14 protein-coding genes and 1 pseudogene are annotated in these 17777 nt (G+C 47.5%); 14 read left to right on the top strand and 1 reads right to left on the bottom strand.

Features of this window, described 5'->3' with window-relative positions:
* Nucleotides 1-4: 4 nt before the first annotated feature.
* The 10 genes from E8L90_RS08690 (at nt 5) to pepT (ending at nt 11126) form a co-directional block, all read left to right on the top strand.
* Nucleotides 5-1084 (top strand): M42 family metallopeptidase, encoded by a 1080-nt coding sequence (locus E8L90_RS08690; protein WP_137028977.1) that lies wholly within the window; start codon nt 5-7, stop codon nt 1082-1084.
* Nucleotides 1085-1124: 40 nt separating this feature from the next.
* Nucleotides 1125-2768, top strand: coding sequence for an ABC transporter substrate-binding protein (locus tag E8L90_RS08685; protein WP_137028975.1), 1644 nt, complete (start codon nt 1125-1127; stop codon nt 2766-2768).
* A gap of 32 nt (nt 2769-2800) precedes the next feature.
* The gene (locus tag E8L90_RS08680) at nt 2801-4102 is read left to right on the top strand and encodes a serine hydrolase domain-containing protein (RefSeq protein ID WP_137028973.1); all 1302 of its coding nucleotides are present in this window, start codon (nt 2801-2803) and stop codon (nt 4100-4102) included.
* A 35-nt stretch (nt 4103-4137) separates the two neighbouring features.
* Entirely contained in the window at nt 4138-5076 is a 939-nt protein-coding gene (gene nikB / locus E8L90_RS08675) for a nickel ABC transporter permease (RefSeq protein WP_137028971.1), read from the top strand.
* A 1-nt stretch (nt 5077) separates the two neighbouring features.
* Nucleotides 5078-5971 carry an ABC transporter permease gene (locus tag E8L90_RS08670; RefSeq protein WP_137028969.1) on the top strand — a complete coding sequence of 298 codons (894 nt, stop codon included), beginning with the start codon at nt 5078-5080 and terminating at the stop codon, nt 5969-5971.
* A gap of 36 nt (nt 5972-6007) precedes the next feature.
* The gene (locus E8L90_RS08665; protein ID WP_137028968.1) at nt 6008-7003 is read left to right on the top strand and encodes an ABC transporter ATP-binding protein; all 996 of its coding nucleotides are present in this window, start codon (nt 6008-6010) and stop codon (nt 7001-7003) included.
* Complete coding sequence (locus E8L90_RS08660) at nt 7000-7983, top strand: ABC transporter ATP-binding protein (RefSeq protein WP_137028966.1); 984 nt, start codon at nt 7000-7002, stop codon at nt 7981-7983. Before E8L90_RS08665 ends, E8L90_RS08660 begins: the two co-directional genes overlap by 4 nt.
* Nucleotides 7984-8071: 88 nt before the next feature.
* The gene (dapF, locus tag E8L90_RS08655) at nt 8072-8914 is read left to right on the top strand and encodes a diaminopimelate epimerase (RefSeq protein WP_137028964.1); all 843 of its coding nucleotides are present in this window, start codon (nt 8072-8074) and stop codon (nt 8912-8914) included.
* Nucleotides 8915-9018: 104 nt separating this feature from the next.
* On the top strand, nt 9019-9573 hold the full coding sequence (locus tag E8L90_RS08650) for a dihydrofolate reductase family protein (protein ID WP_137028962.1): 555 nt from the start codon (nt 9019-9021) through the stop codon (nt 9571-9573).
* A 320-nt stretch (nt 9574-9893) separates the two neighbouring features.
* Nucleotides 9894-11126, top strand: a complete 1233-nt coding sequence (pepT, locus tag E8L90_RS08645; protein ID WP_137028960.1) for a peptidase T — start codon at nt 9894-9896, stop codon at nt 11124-11126.
* 34 nt (nt 11127-11160) lie between these two features.
* On the opposite strand, the gene E8L90_RS08640 is transcribed toward pepT, so the two are convergent.
* Entirely contained in the window at nt 11161-11937 is a 777-nt protein-coding gene (locus E8L90_RS08640; RefSeq protein WP_137028959.1) for a MerR family transcriptional regulator, read from the bottom strand.
* A gap of 258 nt (nt 11938-12195) precedes the next feature.
* Between E8L90_RS08640 and E8L90_RS08635 the strand changes: the two genes are divergently transcribed.
* The 4 genes and pseudogenes from E8L90_RS08635 to katG all read left to right on the top strand — a co-directional run bounded on the left by E8L90_RS08635 (nt 12196) and on the right by katG (nt 17717).
* Complete coding sequence (locus tag E8L90_RS08635; protein ID WP_137033345.1) at nt 12196-12801, top strand: class I SAM-dependent methyltransferase; 606 nt, start codon at nt 12196-12198, stop codon at nt 12799-12801.
* Nucleotides 12798-13535, top strand: a complete 738-nt coding sequence (locus tag E8L90_RS08630) for a GNAT family N-acetyltransferase (protein ID WP_137028957.1) — start codon at nt 12798-12800, stop codon at nt 13533-13535. Before E8L90_RS08635 ends, E8L90_RS08630 begins: the two co-directional genes overlap by 4 nt.
* A 143-nt stretch (nt 13536-13678) precedes the next feature.
* Nucleotides 13679-15222: pseudogene (locus E8L90_RS08625) on the top strand (serine hydrolase domain-containing protein); the annotation flags it as partial.
* A 305-nt stretch (nt 15223-15527) separates the two neighbouring features.
* The gene (katG, locus tag E8L90_RS08620; RefSeq protein ID WP_137028955.1) at nt 15528-17717 is read left to right on the top strand and encodes a catalase/peroxidase HPI; all 2190 of its coding nucleotides are present in this window, start codon (nt 15528-15530) and stop codon (nt 17715-17717) included.
* The last annotated feature ends 60 nt before the right edge of the window (nt 17718-17777 follow it).

Here is a 17777-nt window from a genome sequence, read left to right as displayed (position 1 = left end):
ATGGATGAATAGTTGGGTAAAGGTACTAAAAGAGCTGACAGAGGCTTCCGGAGTTCCCGGACAAGAACAGGAAGTGCGAGAATTGATGCACACCTATTTGGAACCGCTTACAGAAGAAGTGTTCACAGATAATCTGGGAAGCATAATCGGGCGGAAAACAGGCATGGCTAATGGACCCAAAATCATGATGATGGGCCATATGGATGAAGTGGGGTTCATGGTAACGCGTGTCATGAAGGATGGATTCATCGCCTTCCAGCCGCTTGGTGGCTGGTGGTCGCAGGTGATGCTGGCTCAGCGCGTGAACATTAAAACAAGAAAAGGGGATATTGTCGGCGTAATCGGGTCAAAACCGCCGCATCTGCTGTCTTCGGAAGAACGAAAGAAAGTGGTTGAGATCGAGCGGATGTTCATCGATATCGGAGCATCCAGTGCAGAACAGGCAAAGGAGCTGGGAATTCGCCCAGGTGATCCGATTGTGCCAATCTGCCCTTTCACGGTGATGGCGAATGACAAGATGTATATGGCAAAAGCGCTCGACAATCGCGGCGGTTGCCTGACAGCCATTGAAGTAATGAAACAATTGCAAGAAACGGATCACCCCAACATCGTATTTAGCGGCGCTACTGCACAAGAAGAAGTGGGGGCCCGCGGCGCATTCACGAGCACGTATATGGTGCAGCCAGATTTATTTATTGCATTGGAGACGGGGATAACGTTTGACACGCCGGGAAGCGCCGACTCTCCTAATTTGCCTGATATCAAGTGCGGTGGCGGGCCTACGATTGGTCTATTCGACGGCTCGCTCGTGCCCAATCGGAAATTGCGGGATCTGTTATTTGATACGGCTGAAGAGGAAGGCATCCCGTATCAATATGCTGCTATTCCAGGTGCGGGTACGGACGCAGGAGCTGCTCATATGGTTGGCAAAGGGGCTCCATCTATCGTCATTGCAATCCCAGCGCGTTACATTCACAGTCACGCTTCGATTCTCCATCATGATGATGTGGAAAATACGGTGAAATTGCTGACGGCTCTCGTCAAAAAGCTGGATCAGAAAACGGTTGATTGGCTCAGATCGTAGGCGGCAAGGATATGTCCCAAACAAGAGAGTGGGGTCATTCATGGGGATAAGAAAGCGGGGAACCGCCACGTTTGTGAGCATTGTCCTTTCCTGTTTCGTACTGCTGGCAAGTGTGGCCGGCTGCGGGACGCTTGCGACGACACCAGATACTGATGAAGGAAAAAATGATGCCAACATATCCGAGAAAAAGGGCGGAACGATCACCGTTGCGATCAGCAGTGAACCCGATACACTGGATATCCACAAATCGACAGCGTTAAGCACGGAGGGGGTCGTGCTCAATCTAGGGGGGGCTCTCCTTTACAGAGATCCCCAAACAAATGAGGTCAAGCCCCATCTGGCCGAATCGTATTCTATTTCGGAAGATGGGAAGACATGGAGATTTCGCATTCGCCAAGGCGTTACCTTTCATGATGGGACACGGCTTACGGCACAGGCGTACAAGCGAACGTTTGAGCGGGCTATGTCCCCGGAAATCGCTCCGAAAGGTGTAGGGATGGTTCTTGGCATCATCAAATCGATCCAAACACCAGATGATCAGACCCTTATTTTGGAGTTGAATGAACCGTCTGCCACGCTCGTCACCTATTTCACTTCCGCGAGCTTTTTGCAGCCGCTCTCGGTGGACGCGGTACAAAAATTTGGGGATCAATACGGAAGGAATCCGCTCGGTGTCGGTCCATGGAAGATGGAGAGCTGGAAATCAGGAGATTCGATCACGCTGATTCGAAATGATGCGTATCGCTGGGCAACGCCCTTCTTTAAAAATCAAGGACCACCGAGGCCAGATAAAGTAGTTCTGAAATTGATTCGAAATCCGCAAACGGCTCTCGCTGCTTTGGAAAGCGGAACCATCGACATCGCTGATCTGCCTGCGAAAGACGCGAAGAAATTCAAGAACAACAATCGTTTTACGGTACTTGAGCAAACAAAGCGCGGCTTGGGGCTGTTTGTCGAGCTGAACTTGAAGAACGAGATTTTACAAGATAAGAACGTACGCAAAGCGTTGCAAATGGCAGTAAAGAAAGATGCTATCGTGCAGTCGCATCTGCAAGGCGAAGGAATGGTTGCAGATGGTCCGCTGCCAGCAAACTTGTTCGGATACGATCAATCCATTGCCCAATATGCATACAAATACAACCCCGAGGAAGCGGTGAAGCTCCTGGAAGAAGCCGGATGGGAACTGAATGCACAAGGGATAAGGGAAAAAGCAGGAAAACCGCTTCATCTCGAATTGTTGAGTATGGAAGTATGGTCTCAACCTGCCCAGTTGATGCAAGGAATGTTCAAAGCGATTGGGGTAGACGTGAAAATCATTACGCTGGAAGGTAGCGCAGTCGACCAGTTAACTGCTGCCGGCACATTTGACTTGGCGCTGGACGGATACGTCGCTGATGACCCTGATATCTTGTTTGCGTTCATGCATTCAACTCAGATCGGTGGGATGAATCGTTCAGCCATCCATGACAAAACGATCGATTCCTTGCTGGAAAAGGGACAGGTGACGATGAAGAGCGACGATAGGGCGAAAGTCTATGAAGATATTCAGAAGCGTGCTGTGGAGGAGGCATTTTGGATTCCCATTTACACGGAAAAACGGTTTGTCGTGGTAAACAACCGTGTTCAGGGACTGATGCTTGATCCATCCGGACTGAAATTGTATCAGGACGTGTGGGTTAAGTAAGCGAGGAAACAAAAAAACAAGGGGAAGAGGTCATGAACAATCAGGAATGGTTCGTGAGTTATGAGGAGTTTGTACGAGAAACAATGTTGGGAAGCAAGGTGCCTGGAGCTGCAGTTGGAGTGGCCAAACACGGACAGCTCGTTTATGCCAAAGGCTTCGGCTATCGTAATGCCGAGCAAGGTCAGGTAGCGACAGTTGATACTTTATTCGGAATCGCTTCGATTACGAAGTCGTTTACCGCTATTGCGATCATGCAGCTACAGGAAGCGGGAAAACTGACGGTTGCCGATCCTGTTTCCCGTTTTTTGCCGGAGTTTCATGTGAAAACGGGAAGTGCAACGGAAGCAATCACCATTCACAACTTTCTAACCCATTCCTCCGGTTTGCCGCCATTATCTTGCGCCGATGAAGCACTCAAGCGTGGGATGAACACCTATGAGGAATTGATGACCTATATGGCACAACTGGAATTTACTTTATTGGGTACACCAGGTACGGAGTTCAGTTATTCCAATGATTGCTATACGCTACTGGGAGCAATTGTTGAGCGGGCAAGCGGCAAGCCCTATTCAACGTATGTGAAGGAGCATATTCTCCAACCAGCGGGAATGCAGCATAGTTGCTTTTCCTTGGTGGAGTTGGATGGGTACGAGGATCGAACAACGCTATTTGAGACACCACCGTTTCAATCATCCGGCGGATTAAAATCAACGCTCACCGACATGATGAGATACACAGAGCTGTTTCGAACGAAAGGTATGATTGGCAAGGAACGAATTCTTCGCACGGAAAGTGTGCAGCAGATGACCACCCCTTATTTCCGATGCGAATATAACCAATATTACGGGTATGGTGTAGCGATTACCCCCAATTTCTACAGTGCTGTGATGCTGGGCCATAGCGGCAGAGAGAAAGGGATCCAAGCCCACATGAGCATCATTCCCGAGAACGGATTGGCTGCCGTGGCGCTCACCAATCTCAGCGGATCGCCGGCTGCTGCACTGGCACATGGCACGTTTCACTGCATCGAGAATCGTCCGGCGAAATCAACACCTGTCACCTATAAGGAATATGACCTCCCGACAGATCATCTGCTTGAATATGCGGGCGAGTACGGCTCTATGGACGGAATTCATCTTCAGGTAAGCGTGGATGCAGACGCGCTGATCGTAACGGTCGATCATTCGGACTCATTCTCTTTAAAAGCGATCGACGAAGACGTTTTTCTCGTGAACGTTGAAGGGTCGGATCAAACCGTACGCTTTATACGAGACGGAAATCAAACGGTAATTCGCATGATGGGCTCCTATCGCCAAATTCCCAAGCGATTTTAGCCATACGCATTCCGGAAGAGAGGAGTGATCGAATCATGAAACAGTATTTGTTGAATCGGATGCTATCGGGAGTGATTGTCCTCCTCGGCATTTCCATCTTTTCGTTTGCGCTCGTTCATTTTATTCCTGGAGATCCGGTACGGATCATGTTAGGGGAAAAGGCTACAAAAGCACAAGTTGAACAGTTACGTGAACAAATGGGGCTTAATCAGCCCCTTCCTCATCAGTACCTGACCTACATGGAAAAAGTCATCCAAGGAGATTTCGGGACTTCCTTACAGACAGAAAGACCTGTCATCGTGGAAATCATGGAACGATTTCCGGCAACGGCCAAGCTAGCCTTTGCTGGGATTGGCATCGCAGTCGTGATTGGCTTAACGATGGGAATGATCGCTGCGAAATACAAGAATACGCTCTTGGACTTTATGCTAATGGCGGCAGCCTCGATCGGATTATCGCTGCCGAGCTTCTGGCTTGGGTTAATCGTCATCATGTTCTTTTCCGTTCAATTAGGTTGGTTTCCAATCGCGGGCGGTACGGGATGGACGGATCTTGTTTTGCCTGCTTGTACCTTAGGCGTTTTGTCTTCCGCGATGATTAGCAGACTGACGCGTTCAGGTATGGTCGAAGTGCTTTCCCACGATTACATTCGAACGGCACGGGCCAAGGGATTGAGGGAGTCGATCATCCTATTCCGACACGCTTTGTGCAATGTCCTGATTCCTGTTGTAACGGTGGTAGGCTTGCAAATCGCGACTCTGCTGGGCGGGGCAGTTATCATCGAACAAGTGTTCAACTGGCCTGGAATCGGCACATTAGCTATCCGTGCGATTTCAGCCCGTGATTTTCCGATGATTCAGGGCATTGTGCTGCTTATGGGTTTTGTCTATGTCGTGGTAAATATGATGGTCGACCTCCTCTATGGTTTGATTGATCCGCGTATTGACCTCATTACGGAAAAGGAGGGGCGGTAACTTGAATGAGGTGAGCAAAACCGTCGCACATGGGGCGACGCATGCCAAATTCGGAATTTTTCCCAAGCTTGCCTTTTGGGAAAAAATCAAGAAACAGCGAGCAGCGAAACTAAGCTTGGTGGTGCTTTTACTCATTTCTGTGATTGGAATTGTCGGGCCTTGGATCGCTCCTTATGACCCTACTGAAAGTAACTACGAAGCCTTTTTGCAAGGTCCGTCTGCCAAGCATGTTCTCGGAACGGATGCGATCGGCCGCGATTTGTTTTCCCGTATTTTATATGGAACGCGCGTTACGCTTGTGGTTGCTGTCATGGCGGTCGGCATCACAGTAGCGGCAGGAACGATAATCGGTGTCATCAGTGCGTATGTGGGAGGATTCATTGATCACCTGCTCATGCGAATGATGGATATTTTGCTCGCCTTGCCGGGGATCATTTTGGCCTTGGCCATTGTCGCGGCGCTTGGACCGAGTCAAACCAATGCGATGATCGCAATCGGCATTTCTTCGATTCCCAGCTTTGCGCGTCTGATCAGGGCAGCGACGCTCGTCATCATGTCGTCTGGATATGTGGAAGCCAGCAGATCGATCGGGACGCCGACCTGGTGGATCATCCTTTTTCAGGTTCTTCCCAATATTACGAATGTGTTGTTCGTTTACATGACATTGTTCGTCGGGGGAGCGATTCTGGATACGGCTGCATTGGGCTTTATCGGCTTGGGTGCCCAGCCGCCGACTCCCGAATGGGGGACCATGTTGAACGAAGGAAAAGATTATCTGTCCGATGCCTGGTGGCTTGCGACATACCCGGGATTGGCCATCACCATTGTTGTATTGGCAGTAAACCGGCTGGGAGATGCCTTGCGTGATATTTTTGATCCTCGTACGCAAAAGTAAATGGGCAATAAGAGGATGGGAGAGGGGACTCCATTTATGGACAATGTTTTGGAAGTGACAGGGCTGACAACCCGGTTCTCGAAAGAGTCGGGTACGATTACGGTTGTTGATCAGCTTGATTTGCATGTGAAAAAAGGGGAGACGCTGGGAATTGTCGGAGAGTCGGGGTGCGGCAAGAGCGCCACTTCGCTCTCGCTCATGCGACTGTTGGACAATAATGCCACTTTGACTGGAAGCATTCGATTCAACGGGAAAGAAGTACTTGCGCTGAGTGAAGACGAGATGCGCAGTCTCAGAGGCAAGGAAATGGCGATGATTTTTCAGGAACCGATGCATTCGTTAAATCCGGTGTTGACAATCGGCCGACAAATCAGTGAAGTACTGCACGAGCATGAGGGTAAAAGCAAAGCGGCGGTAAAGCAACGGGTACTGGAATTGCTTACCGTGGTAGGTATCTCCCGAGCAGAAGAGATATACAGGGATTACCCGCACCGTTTGTCAGGAGGAATGAGGCAGCGGGTGATGATTGCCATGGCGATCGCATGCAATCCGTCATTGCTGATCGCTGATGAACCGACGACCGCATTGGATGTGACCATTCAAGCGCAAATCTTGAATCTGATCAAAAAAATCAGAAAGGATATCGGCATGTCAGTAATCATGATTACGCATGATTTAGGGGTGGTCGCTGAAGTGTGCGACCGCGTCATGGTGATGTATGCGGGCCAAGCGATTGAAACAGCGGACGTACGGTCGTTGCTGCGCAATCCGAAGCACCCGTACACCGTAGGTTTGCTACAATCGACGCCAAGGAAACGTGCAAAGAGACTTCACAGCATAAAAGGCAGTGTGCCGTCACCGGAAAACAAACCCAATGGGTGCCGGTTTGCCCCGCGATGCGATAGAGTGATGGCGATATGTTGGGAGCAGAATCCTGTGCTCCTTCCAGTGGATCAGCATACTTCTTGTCGATGCTGGTTATTTACCCAAGACAAGGATCATGAACAGGAAAGCTCGGTGGTAGGTGGATGACGACTCCAATCATGGAAGTGAAAGGGCTGCGTAAACTGTTTCGCATGAAAAAAGGGTGGCTTCAAAAACCGCATGATGTTCATGCTCTTAACGGGATTGACGTGAGCGTACATGAAGGAGAAACGCTGGGGATTGTCGGGGAGTCAGGCTGCGGAAAGTCTACATTGGGAAAATGTATTCTGCGTTTGCTGGAGCCGGTCCAAGGCGAGATTCGTTTCCAAGGTAACGATATAGGAAAAATGAACAAAAATGAAATGCGTGCAGTAAGGCGAAATATGCAAATGGTTTTTCAAAATCCATTTGAAACATTGAACCCGAAGCTAACAATCGGGCACATCTTGACGGAGCCACTGATTTCGCACGGTATTCCCCGAGGCCAGCGACAAGCGCTATTGGAAGAAACGATTGAGATTGTCGGCATGAGCAAGCAGCATCTATCTCGCTATCCTCACGAATTTTCCGGAGGGCAAAGACAACGAATTGGCATCGCCCGCGCCCTGATTCTTCGGCCAAAGCTGATTATCGCAGATGAGCCTGTCTCCGCACTAGACGTGTCGATTCAATCGCAAATTCTTAATTTGCTACAGGATTTGCAAGAACAATTTTCCTTGACCTATGTCTTCATTTCGCATGATTTGAGCGTAGTGGAGCACATTGCCGATAAGGTGGCAGTCATGTATTTAGGTGAAATCATCGAGTATGCTGAGAAAGAGAAGCTGTTTGAACGATCGCTGCACCCCTATACACAAGCATTGCTTTCAGCCAAACCCATTACCGATCCTGATGATACGCGAGAGCAAATTGTGTTGTCGGGGGAGCTCCCGTCTCCGTCTAATCCGCCGCAGGGATGCAAATTCCATCCACGCTGCCGTTCCAGGATGGAAATATGCAAAGTCGAGTTGCCAAAGCTGCGTGAAATAGAAGGGCAATCGGTCGCTTGTCATCTCTATCAATCATTTGCTCCAATCCATCCTTCTTAAAGCAAGGTGACTGCTCCCCAGTCCAACCTGTGGAGCAGTCGCTTGGATGAAAATAAGGAACTGATCATCGAAAAAAAGGGGGAGCGAAATGTTTGAACGTGGAATCCCGTTTAAAAAAATGAATGGCTGTGGCAACGACTTTATTGTAGTAGACAATCGCGATGGTCTGTTGAACGTGGTAGCGCTTTCAGCCTTTGTCCAAAAGGTATGCAGGCGAGGTACTTCAATCGGTGCGGATGGGTTTATGCTACTGGAGAATTCCAACATCGCCGATTTTAAGATGAGGTATTTCAACGCAGATGGCAGTGAAGGAGAAATGTGCGGCAATGGTGCAAGGTGCATATCGCGTTTTGCTTACCACATCGGAGCAGCCAAGACGAAAATGAGTTTTGAAACGATGGCGGGAATCTATCAGGCAGAGCTCAATCAGAACGATGTGAAGGTCAAGTTCCCCGACGTTCAATTGCAAGCGCTGAAGCTGAATCAGCCATATGAATGGGATGGACCGAGCGGCGTCTACCACTATGGGGTTGTCGGAGTTCCCCACACGGTCTGGTTTGTCGAAAATGTTCTCGCGATAGCGGACGACCAGCTCAGAGAATGGGGACGAATGGTCAGAAATGATCAGCAGCAGTTTCCCAATGGTACCAATGTAAATTTTGTGGAACGGATTGATAGACAAACGCTTAGCATTAGAACCTATGAGCGTGGAGTAGAGGCAGAGACCTATGCTTGTGGTTCCGGATCGACTGCCGCAGCAGTCATTGCCGGTATTTTAGGACATGTAGATACCTCTGTGAACCTGCTTACTCGAGGGGGACCACTTAAAATTTCTTACCATCTCACAGATTATGCTGCCGAATCCGTTTACTTGGAAGGCAACTCAAAGCTGGTAGCAGAAGGACATTTGTTGCCGGATGCATGGACATGAGAACGCCCCATAGTGATAAACCCTTCTGCTACAAATAAGACACAAGGTGACATATTTCAAGGTCTAAAATGGGAGTAGATGATCAACGAAAGGAGTAACGATTCATGAAACGAAGAATCATTTTAGATTTAGCCGTTAGCTTAGATGGTTTTATTGAAGGGAAAAATGGGGAAGTTGATTGGTGCATAATGGACGCTGAGATGGGGTTTGTTCCTTTCTTACATCAGATTGACACGATTCTATATGGAAGAAAAAGTTATGATTTATGGGGACAATTTTCGCCAGAAATGGAACATACGGATACGGAAAAAGAGATTTGGGGATTGGTTCATAGTAAAGAAAAATATGTGTTTTCCAAGACACAAAAAGGGACTGATAATAAAGCAATATTCATCAATGAAAATATTCTTGAAGTAGTCAATCAATTAAAGAATAAACCTGGTAAAGACATCTGGCTATATGGTGGAGCTAGTCTGATTACAACTTTTATCAATTTAGAGCTTGTAGATGAATTTCGATTATCTGTTCACCCTGTGATTTTGGGAGAAGGAAAACCGCTATTTATCGATATAAAACAGAGGGTGAATGTAAAATTGGTGAATACAAGAACTTTCTCCTCTGGGGTTGTGCAACTCACCTATCAATTGAAAGGGGAATAAGTTACTGGATAGTATGTCACTTCTTCAACGAACGAGGTTAGCTATTTCGATCAAAACAGCGGTGAGTCTAAGACTGTATTTTCTGGTCTGGATCGCCGCTGTTTTATTTTTCAGAGTCAGTTCAATACCGATTTTTATGAGAATGGTGATTACTTCGTTGGTTTCATCACTATACAGTTAATGCTTGATTTACTCTTCTATTCGAGCAAGCAATATGGCGTAATGATTGAAGAATCGACGGGGGTCGTGGTAGAATTTGTCACGAGATTGACCCTTTTTTGAATCGGTTTGACTAATTGTACTGGAGTTGAGATAAGACCATGAAAAACGAAATCATAAATAGATTCATCTCTTACGCACAAGTTGACACCCAATCCGATGAGAACAGCGAAACGTGCCCGTCTACACCAGGGCAGCTAGTGTTGGCCCAAATGCTCGTAGACGAACTGAAAGCCATAGGTATGCAGGAAGTTACGATGGATTCGTACGGTTATGTAATGGCAACCCTACCGTCCAATACAGACAAAGAAATTCCAACAATCGGTTTTCTTGCTCATATGGATACGGCCAGCGATTTTACCGGCGCTGACGTGAAGCCGCAAGTCATTGAAAATTATAATGGACAAGACATTGTTTTGAATGAAGCACAGAATATTGTCCTCACGCCACACGAGTTTCCAGAGCTGGCTGGCTACAAAGGCCACACGTTAATCACGACAGATGGTACCACATTACTTGGCGCTGATGATAAAGCCGGTATTGCCGAAATCATGACCGCTATGGCTTATCTGATTCGACATCCAGAACTGAAACACGGGAGAGTAAGAGTGGCCTTCACCCCGGATGAAGAAATCGGCAGAGGCCCTGATAAATTTGATGTGTCCGCCTTCGACGCAGTATATGCCTATACGATGGATGGCGGTCCTCTCGGCGGGATCGAGTACGAGAGCTTTAATGCTGCGACAGCCACCATTACCTGTAAAGGGAAGAACGTTCACCCCGGCTCGGCCAAAGGCAAGATGGTCAACGCTGCTAAACTAGCCATGGAGCTGCATGGAAAGCTACCGGCTGATGAAACACCTGAGGAGACGGAAGGCTACGAAGGCTTCTATCATCTGTCTTCCATTCAAGGTGACGTCGAGCAGACGCAGCTTCGTTATTTGATTCGGGATCACGATCGAAATCGGTATCAGGAAAGAAAGTCCGAACTAACTCGTATCGTAGAAGAATTACAGAAAAAATACGGTGAGAAGCGAATTGAGCTCGAAATTAAAGACGAATACTTCAACATGCGAGAAAAGATTGAGCCTGTAATGGAAGTAGTGGACATCGCTACACAAGCACTAGAAAACCTCGGAATCGTGCCGATTATTCAACCAATTCGCGGTGGTACGGATGGCTCCCAGCTATCCTACATGGGGTTGCCAGCACCAAATATTTTCACAGGCGGGGAAAACTACCACGGGCGGTTCGAGTATGTTTCCGTTGACAACATGATGCAGGCTGTGAACACCATCATCGAAATCGTTAAGCTGTATGAACAGAGATCTTGATGGCGGGGTATTCTTATTAAAACTCACTTTCCTATCAAAAAGACTTGAGTTTCACAGGAGGGAGCGCTCGCCGATCATAGTGCAGTTGGCTTGGACTAAATAGGGATAAGTAAGATCTTTCAATGAGGATCAAGGGTCCCTGGATACCATAAGACTGTGCTACAGCATAGGCGTAAAATTGTTCAATCAATTGTTCAAGCTCATCATCTTCATGGATCAGCCTCTGGGTAGAAAGATATTTGCCGCTGGGCAACGTAAAGTCGCCTGGCGCTTCTGTTTCCGTGTATAACGTAATGGTTCCGGAACCATCCTCGATAAAATGAATGTCCGATTCGAACAAGTTCGGGACAGACTTGGCCTGTTCAGTTAACAGTTTGGCGTTTAGCTTCATTTGTGAATCCATTTCTATCCACCGTGCCAAATAGGTAGTTTCACGACACTTTATTTGGTAGTCATTGGAGTGCGAAATAAAATTCTTTTGTTCATGCAATACCCTGTTTATGAAATCTTGAAGTTCTTGAAGGCGAAGTATCTCTGCCTTTATTTCTCGTAAAGAATGATGGAGTAGCTGCCCGTATTGATTAGCAGAATAGGAAGTCATACATTCTTTAATCGACTGGACAGGCACCCCCAATTTGCGCAGCAGCAGAATATGTGCGAGCTGGTAAACTTGATCCATGCTGTACATCCTGTACTGATTATTATCTACGTAAGCAGGTAGAAGAACTCCTTTCTCTTCAAAATAACGAATCTGATGAACAGACACATTCATAAGCTTGGCTAATTCGCTAATGGTGATTTCACTCTTCATAAACGTTACTCCCTAGAGATGTGGTGGAATATCTCAACCATACACCTTAGGTCAGACCTAAGGTCAAGAGGTAGGTTAAAGAAAGGCTCTTGAGTAGGTGATCTGACCTGTCATTGACCTTGACACGCCATCTGTTTCAAAGTTATCATGGATATAATAACTCTATAATAGTCATTTAAAATCACCACGGCGTTCTCTGCACACATGCAACAGAAATCTACCATCATGATTGCATTTAATCAAAGGAGGTTGGTGAACATGGGGAATATTTGGAATGAGAGGTTTCATTCGGATGAATATTATTACGGGGAAGAACCTAACGTTTTTATTCAACAACAAGCGTTTCGGCTAGAACAAGGTCAAAAAGTGATTGCGTTTGCAGAGGGTGAAGGCCGGAATGCTGTTTTTCTAGCAAAAAGAAATCATATTGTGACAGCGATTGACTATGCGGAGAGCGGCTTGCAGAAAACGAAAAAACTGGCTCGGAAGCATGGCGTTGACGTACAGACCCAAAAAATTGACCTTTTGGAGGAAGATGTCCCGCGTGAGGAATATGACGCCGCCATTATGGTATATGGACATTTTCATAAAGAAGCGCAGACCTCGGTTCTTAATAAAATGAAAAAGGCGATAAAGCCCAAAGGACTTCTGATGCTTGAGGTCTTCTCCAAGGAACAAGTAAAGTATAGGACGGGCGGCCCTCCAGAAATTGAAATGCTATATGATCCCAAAGATATTCTTGCTTGGTGCGAAGGTCATGAGGTGATCCATTTCTTCTATGGTGAACAAGAGCGTGTGGCAGGTAAGGCGCACAATGGTTTAGCCCATGTCATTCAGCTTGTATTAAGGAAGTGTACACAATGACTGTACCCGGATTTTCTCAAACGATCACTGACTTTTGGCGGAAGCAATTTTTGAACGGTGACGTCCTCTATAGCGACGAATCTTTTACTGTTGCTATAAACCCTGCACTTGAAGAAGACAGTCGGGTCATGGTGCTGGAAACCTCCGACGGACGTGTGATGGCGGTATTGACGCCTGCGCTGGTTGATAAGATAGACCTTTCTCAACAACAGTCCTTGTCTGAGTCGATCTTTCGCCAGAAATTGATTGAAGCGGGCGTCACGCTGCATGGCGCAGACTATCTTTTTTATTTTTCAAAAGCTGATAAGAACGCAATGTTGCAAGAAAACCTCGAAGGTGACTTGCGCCGGCTAACTGAGGAAGATGAGTCGGTTTTTTTCGAGTTCACATCATCCGCCTCGGAACAAGACTTGGATGACGCTTATGTTGAATTGGATCACTGGGCAGTGTTCGGTTCTTTTGAGCAAAATCGCCTGGTCAGCGCTGCCAGTATGTACCCATGGAAAAAGGAAGTGCAAATTGCAGATCTTGGTGTACTGACGCTGACGTCCTTTAGAGGAAAAGGCCACGCCCGCAAAGTGGTGCGTTCCATCTGCAAATACGCCTATGGTCAAGGATACGAACCGCAGTACCGATGCCAACTCGATAACCATGTGTCTACTGCATTGGCGAAGGCAGCGGGTTTCACACTGTTTGGAAAATGGGAAGTGATTTCTCCGGACTCAACTGACTGAGAATTCCATGTCATGACTTATATTTGCAGGAGGAATTTATCATGAAGAAAAAGCAATCTTGGGTGCTATCCGCTACACTTGCCCTAACTATGATGGCACCAACTGGAGCAATGGCTACAAGCGTTACCCCTGTGGTTGCGGATAGCCAAGGATTGGCGAAAACCGCTGCCGAGAAGGCTGCGTTGCTTATCGACTCCACCAAAACGTTTAGCGTTCAGTATGCACTAATTGACAACGGAAAAATCACAGTGTCTGGTCAGATCGGCAAGAACGATAAGCCACTGACCAAGGATACCATGTACGGGATCGGTTCAGTCAGCAAAGTATTTGGGGCCGCAGCCGTCATGAAATTGGTAGACGAAGGGAAAATTGATCTGGATACTCCCGTTGCCCAATACATAACCGATTTCAAGATGAAGGACGAACGGTATAAGTGCATTACTCCGCGCATGCTATTGAATCACTCCTCCGGTCTGCGAGGAACTGGATCAATGAGCGATTCTTTATTCGAGGATAATGACACCTATGCCCATGATACCTTTCTGAAGGCGTTGTCTGAATAGACCTTAAAGGCGGACCCCGGAGCATTTTCGGTGTATTCCAATATTACGGAATAAAGGGATTGGCCAAGGGCGGAGACTTGTCTGTGTATGCTGCTTCTCTCGTTGTGCTTCCTGAGAAAAGGATGGCAGCTGCCGTGTTAACATCCGGTGGCAACAGTGGCACAAATCAACTGTTGGCAAGTGAATTGCTGCTACAAGCACTGAAAGTAAAAGGCGAAATCAAGAACATCAAGCCGGACAAATCATTCGGTAAGCCAGTGAAGACCAAGATACCCCAAGATGTAATAAACCCAGCAGGCTATTACGCCAGCAATGATTTGCAGTTCCGAGTAGAAATCAGCGAGGACGGAAAGTTGTCCATGCTAGACGATATGGAGACGAAATATTTATATGCTTCAGACGGAAGCTTTATCAACGAGAACGGAACGTCCAAGGTCACCTTCGTCACCGAGAAGAACGGACGCACGTATTTGTGGAAGAGAAGCTATACGACATTGCCGGGATTTGGGCAGCTAGCCCTGTCAGAGTATGCGGCGGAGAAACTAGAAGCCAACGTGCTGCCGAAGGAAACCGTCGAAGCTTGGGCAAAACGGGAAGGCAAGAAGTACTATCTCGTGAACGAGAAATACACCTCCGAGTCTTATTTCTTTGAGCAACCGATAATCGAAATTAGCTTCCCCAACGGTCAACCGGGTTATTGGGAGGACAAAAAGATCACAGGTCCGAATACAGCGACGAGTCAGATCCAGATCCCAGGATTGGCAGGTCGAGATACGACGGAAGCCCAGTTCTACACGGAAGACGGCATCGAATATTTGAAGCTAAACGCCAACATACTTGTCAGCGAGGCGAATGTAAAACCAATCCATGCTGGAAATCACGCAAAGGTGAAGGTACCGGCGAACGGGCATGCCCAATGGTTTACCGTCCCGGCAGAGGCAGAAGGCAAAACGATGACGGTCAAACTACCAAAGGAGGGTTCTTTCACGGTATATGATGAGGAAGGAGAATACCCTCTCAACTATTCCATCGTTAGCGGCAATAACAAAATGACTCTGCCGAAGCGCGGAACAATCGTATTTGCTGGTGCGCCAGGATCAGAATTTCAAATAACAATCAAGTAAGACAGTTACGCACAAAAGCCCACACATTCCGTTACAGGGAGAATAGTGGGCTTTTTGTTTTCCATTCCGAACAATGGAGCTTGACCGCAAGCTGGAACCGTAAGGAAAAGAGGCTAACGAGCTGGTGACAAGATCATAATCTAGCCGGTCCATGCATACGTTAGAATCAGCATACTATGGAAAATGAAAGAGTTCATATATTTTATCGTAAGCAAAAAGAGGTTGATTTCCCTTGTTAACTGCTATATAAATTAATTAGAAGGATTCTTATCTAATACTTAATCTAAATGATGGGAGAGGGACAAATGGACTCTATGGCAACAGCTAACACTGGAAAGTGCCCGTTTTCACACGGTAGCACTACAAATCACAACCCTAGTGCTACGTCGAACAAACACTGGTGGCCCAACCAGTTGAACTTGAACATCCTGCATCAGCATGACAGAAAATCGAACCCGATGGGCGAAGATTTTCATTATGCAGAAGAGTTCAAAAAGCTGGACTACCAGGCTCTAAAACAGGATCTTTATGATCTTATGACAAACAGCCAAGATTGGTGGCCTGCCGACTACGGACATTACGGGCCATTATTTATCCGTATGGCTTGGCACTCCGCTGGTACATATCGTACAGGAGACGGCCGTGGTGGTGCTGGAACCGGCACACAACGTTTTGCGCCACTTAACAGCTGGCCAGACAATGCCAACCTTGATAAAGCTCGTCGACTGCTATGGCCGATCAAGCAAAAATATGGAAACAAGATCTCTTGGGCCGATTTGCTTATTTTAGCAGGTAATGCTGCTATTGAATCCATGGGCGGGAAGACAATCGGTTTTGGAGGCGGACGCGCGGACGTTTGGCATCCAGAAGAAGATATTTACTGGGGTGCTGAAAAGGATTGGCTAGGCGATAAGCGTTACACCGGAGATCGTGAGCTCGAGAATCCGCTTGCTGCTGTTCAAATGGGTCTGATTTATGTGAACCCAGAAGGTCCGAACGGGAATCCAGATCCCCTTGCAAGTGCTCGTGACATCCGCGAAACCTTCAAACGCATGGGAATGAACGATGAAGAAACCGTTGCACTCGTGGCAGGTGGCCATACATTTGGGAAGGCTCACGGTGCTGGAGATGCAGCTCTTGTTGGCCCAGAGCCGGAAGCTGCTCCTGTGGAAGCAATGGGCTTAGGATGGCAGAGCACACACGGTTCCGGTATAGGTCGCGACGCCATCTCCAGCGGTATTGAAGGTGCCTGGACTGCGAATCCGACACAATGGGATAATGGTTTCTTTGAACTATTGTTCGGCTATGAATGGGAGCTGACCAAGAGCCCTGCAGGTGCATACCAATGGGCTGCTGTAAATCCTGCTGATGAGCATCTTGCACCAGATGCAGAAGATGCATCCGTTCGTGTACCAACGATGATGACCACTGCGGATATGGCCTTACGTCTGGATCCAGCATACGAAAAGATTTCTCGTCGTTACTATGAGAATCCAGAGGAGTTTGCAGATGCATTTGCAAGTGCATGGTTCAAACTCACACACCGTGACATGGGGCCTCGCTCAAGATATTTGGGCCCAGAAGTTCCAGCAGAAGATTTCATCTGGCAAGATCCTGTACCCGCTGCTGAATATGCATTAACAGATGCCGATGTAGCAGAACTAAAAACGCGGATCTTAGACTCGGGCCTTACCGTAAGCGAGCTGGTAACAACGGCTTGGGCTTCCGCATGTACCTTCCGTGGCTCTGACATGCGAGGAGGCGCAAATGGTGCTCGTATCTGTCTTGCTCCACAAAAGGAGTGGGAAGTGAATGAACCTAAAAAACTAGAAAAAGTGCTTACGATCCTGGGAGTCATTCAAGAGGACTTTGGTAAAAAAGTCAGCATGGCTGATTTGATTGTACTCGGCGGTAGTGCCGCAGTCGAAAAAGCTGCACATGATGCTGGTTTTGATGTAACGGTTCCTTTTGCCCCAGGACGAGGCGATGCAACACAAGAGCAGACAGATGAAGAAAGCTTTGCTGTGCTCGAGCCAATCGCTGATGGTTTCCGGAACTATCTGAAGAAGCAATATCGTGTAAGTCCTGCAGAGCTCTTGATAGACAAGGCACAGCTATTAAACCTGACTGCTCCGGAAATGACTGCACTCGTTGGCGGTATGCGTGTTATCGGTACAAACCACGGTGGCACACAACACGGTGTTTTCACGGATCGCGTAGGTATACTCACGAACGACTTCTTTGTTAACGTGCTAGACATGGGCGTACAGTGGAAGCCTGTAGACGGAGGCGTATTTGAAGGCTGTGATCGAAAAACTGGAGAAGTCCTACGTACAGCAACAGCTGTAGACCTCGTGTTCGGTTCAAACTCCGTTCTACGTGCCATTGCAGAAGTTTATGCGCAAGACGATAACAAAGAAAAGTTTGTGCGTGACTTCATAGCGGCATGGGTGAAGGTAATGAATGCAGATCGTTTCGATCTTAAAGAAGCATAATCAAAAATGTAGAGAAGGCTGTCCCACAAGTCATGAACAATGACTGGAGGATAGCCTTTT

It is taken from the genome of Brevibacillus antibioticus (assembly GCF_005217615.1).
GTDB classification, from domain to species: domain Bacteria; phylum Bacillota; class Bacilli; order Brevibacillales; family Brevibacillaceae; genus Brevibacillus; species Brevibacillus antibioticus.
This window is presented reverse-complemented; position numbering and strand designations above follow the sequence as displayed.

Coding starts and splice junctions, on each gene's coding strand:
- E8L90_RS08690 (WP_137028977.1), top strand. CDS start 5: ATGAATAGTTGGGTAAAGGTACTAAAAGAGCTGACAGAGGCTTCCGGA.
- E8L90_RS08685 (WP_137028975.1), top strand. CDS start 1,125: ATGGGGATAAGAAAGCGGGGAACCGCCACGTTTGTGAGCATTGTCCTT.
- E8L90_RS08680 (WP_137028973.1), top strand. CDS start 2,801: ATGAACAATCAGGAATGGTTCGTGAGTTATGAGGAGTTTGTACGAGAA.
- nikB (WP_137028971.1), top strand. CDS start 4,138: ATGAAACAGTATTTGTTGAATCGGATGCTATCGGGAGTGATTGTCCTC.
- E8L90_RS08665 (WP_137028968.1), top strand. CDS start 6,008: ATGGACAATGTTTTGGAAGTGACAGGGCTGACAACCCGGTTCTCGAAA.
- E8L90_RS08660 (WP_137028966.1), top strand. CDS start 7,000: ATGACGACTCCAATCATGGAAGTGAAAGGGCTGCGTAAACTGTTTCGC.
- dapF (WP_137028964.1), top strand. CDS start 8,072: ATGTTTGAACGTGGAATCCCGTTTAAAAAAATGAATGGCTGTGGCAAC.
- E8L90_RS08650 (WP_137028962.1), top strand. CDS start 9,019: ATGAAACGAAGAATCATTTTAGATTTAGCCGTTAGCTTAGATGGTTTT.
- pepT (WP_137028960.1), top strand. CDS start 9,894: ATGAAAAACGAAATCATAAATAGATTCATCTCTTACGCACAAGTTGAC.
- E8L90_RS08640 (WP_137028959.1), bottom strand. CDS start 11,937: ATGAAGAGTGAAATCACCATTAGCGAATTAGCCAAGCTTATGAATGTG.
- E8L90_RS08635 (WP_137033345.1), top strand. CDS start 12,196: ATGGGGAATATTTGGAATGAGAGGTTTCATTCGGATGAATATTATTAC.
- E8L90_RS08630 (WP_137028957.1), top strand. CDS start 12,798: ATGACTGTACCCGGATTTTCTCAAACGATCACTGACTTTTGGCGGAAG.
- katG (WP_137028955.1), top strand. CDS start 15,528: ATGGACTCTATGGCAACAGCTAACACTGGAAAGTGCCCGTTTTCACAC.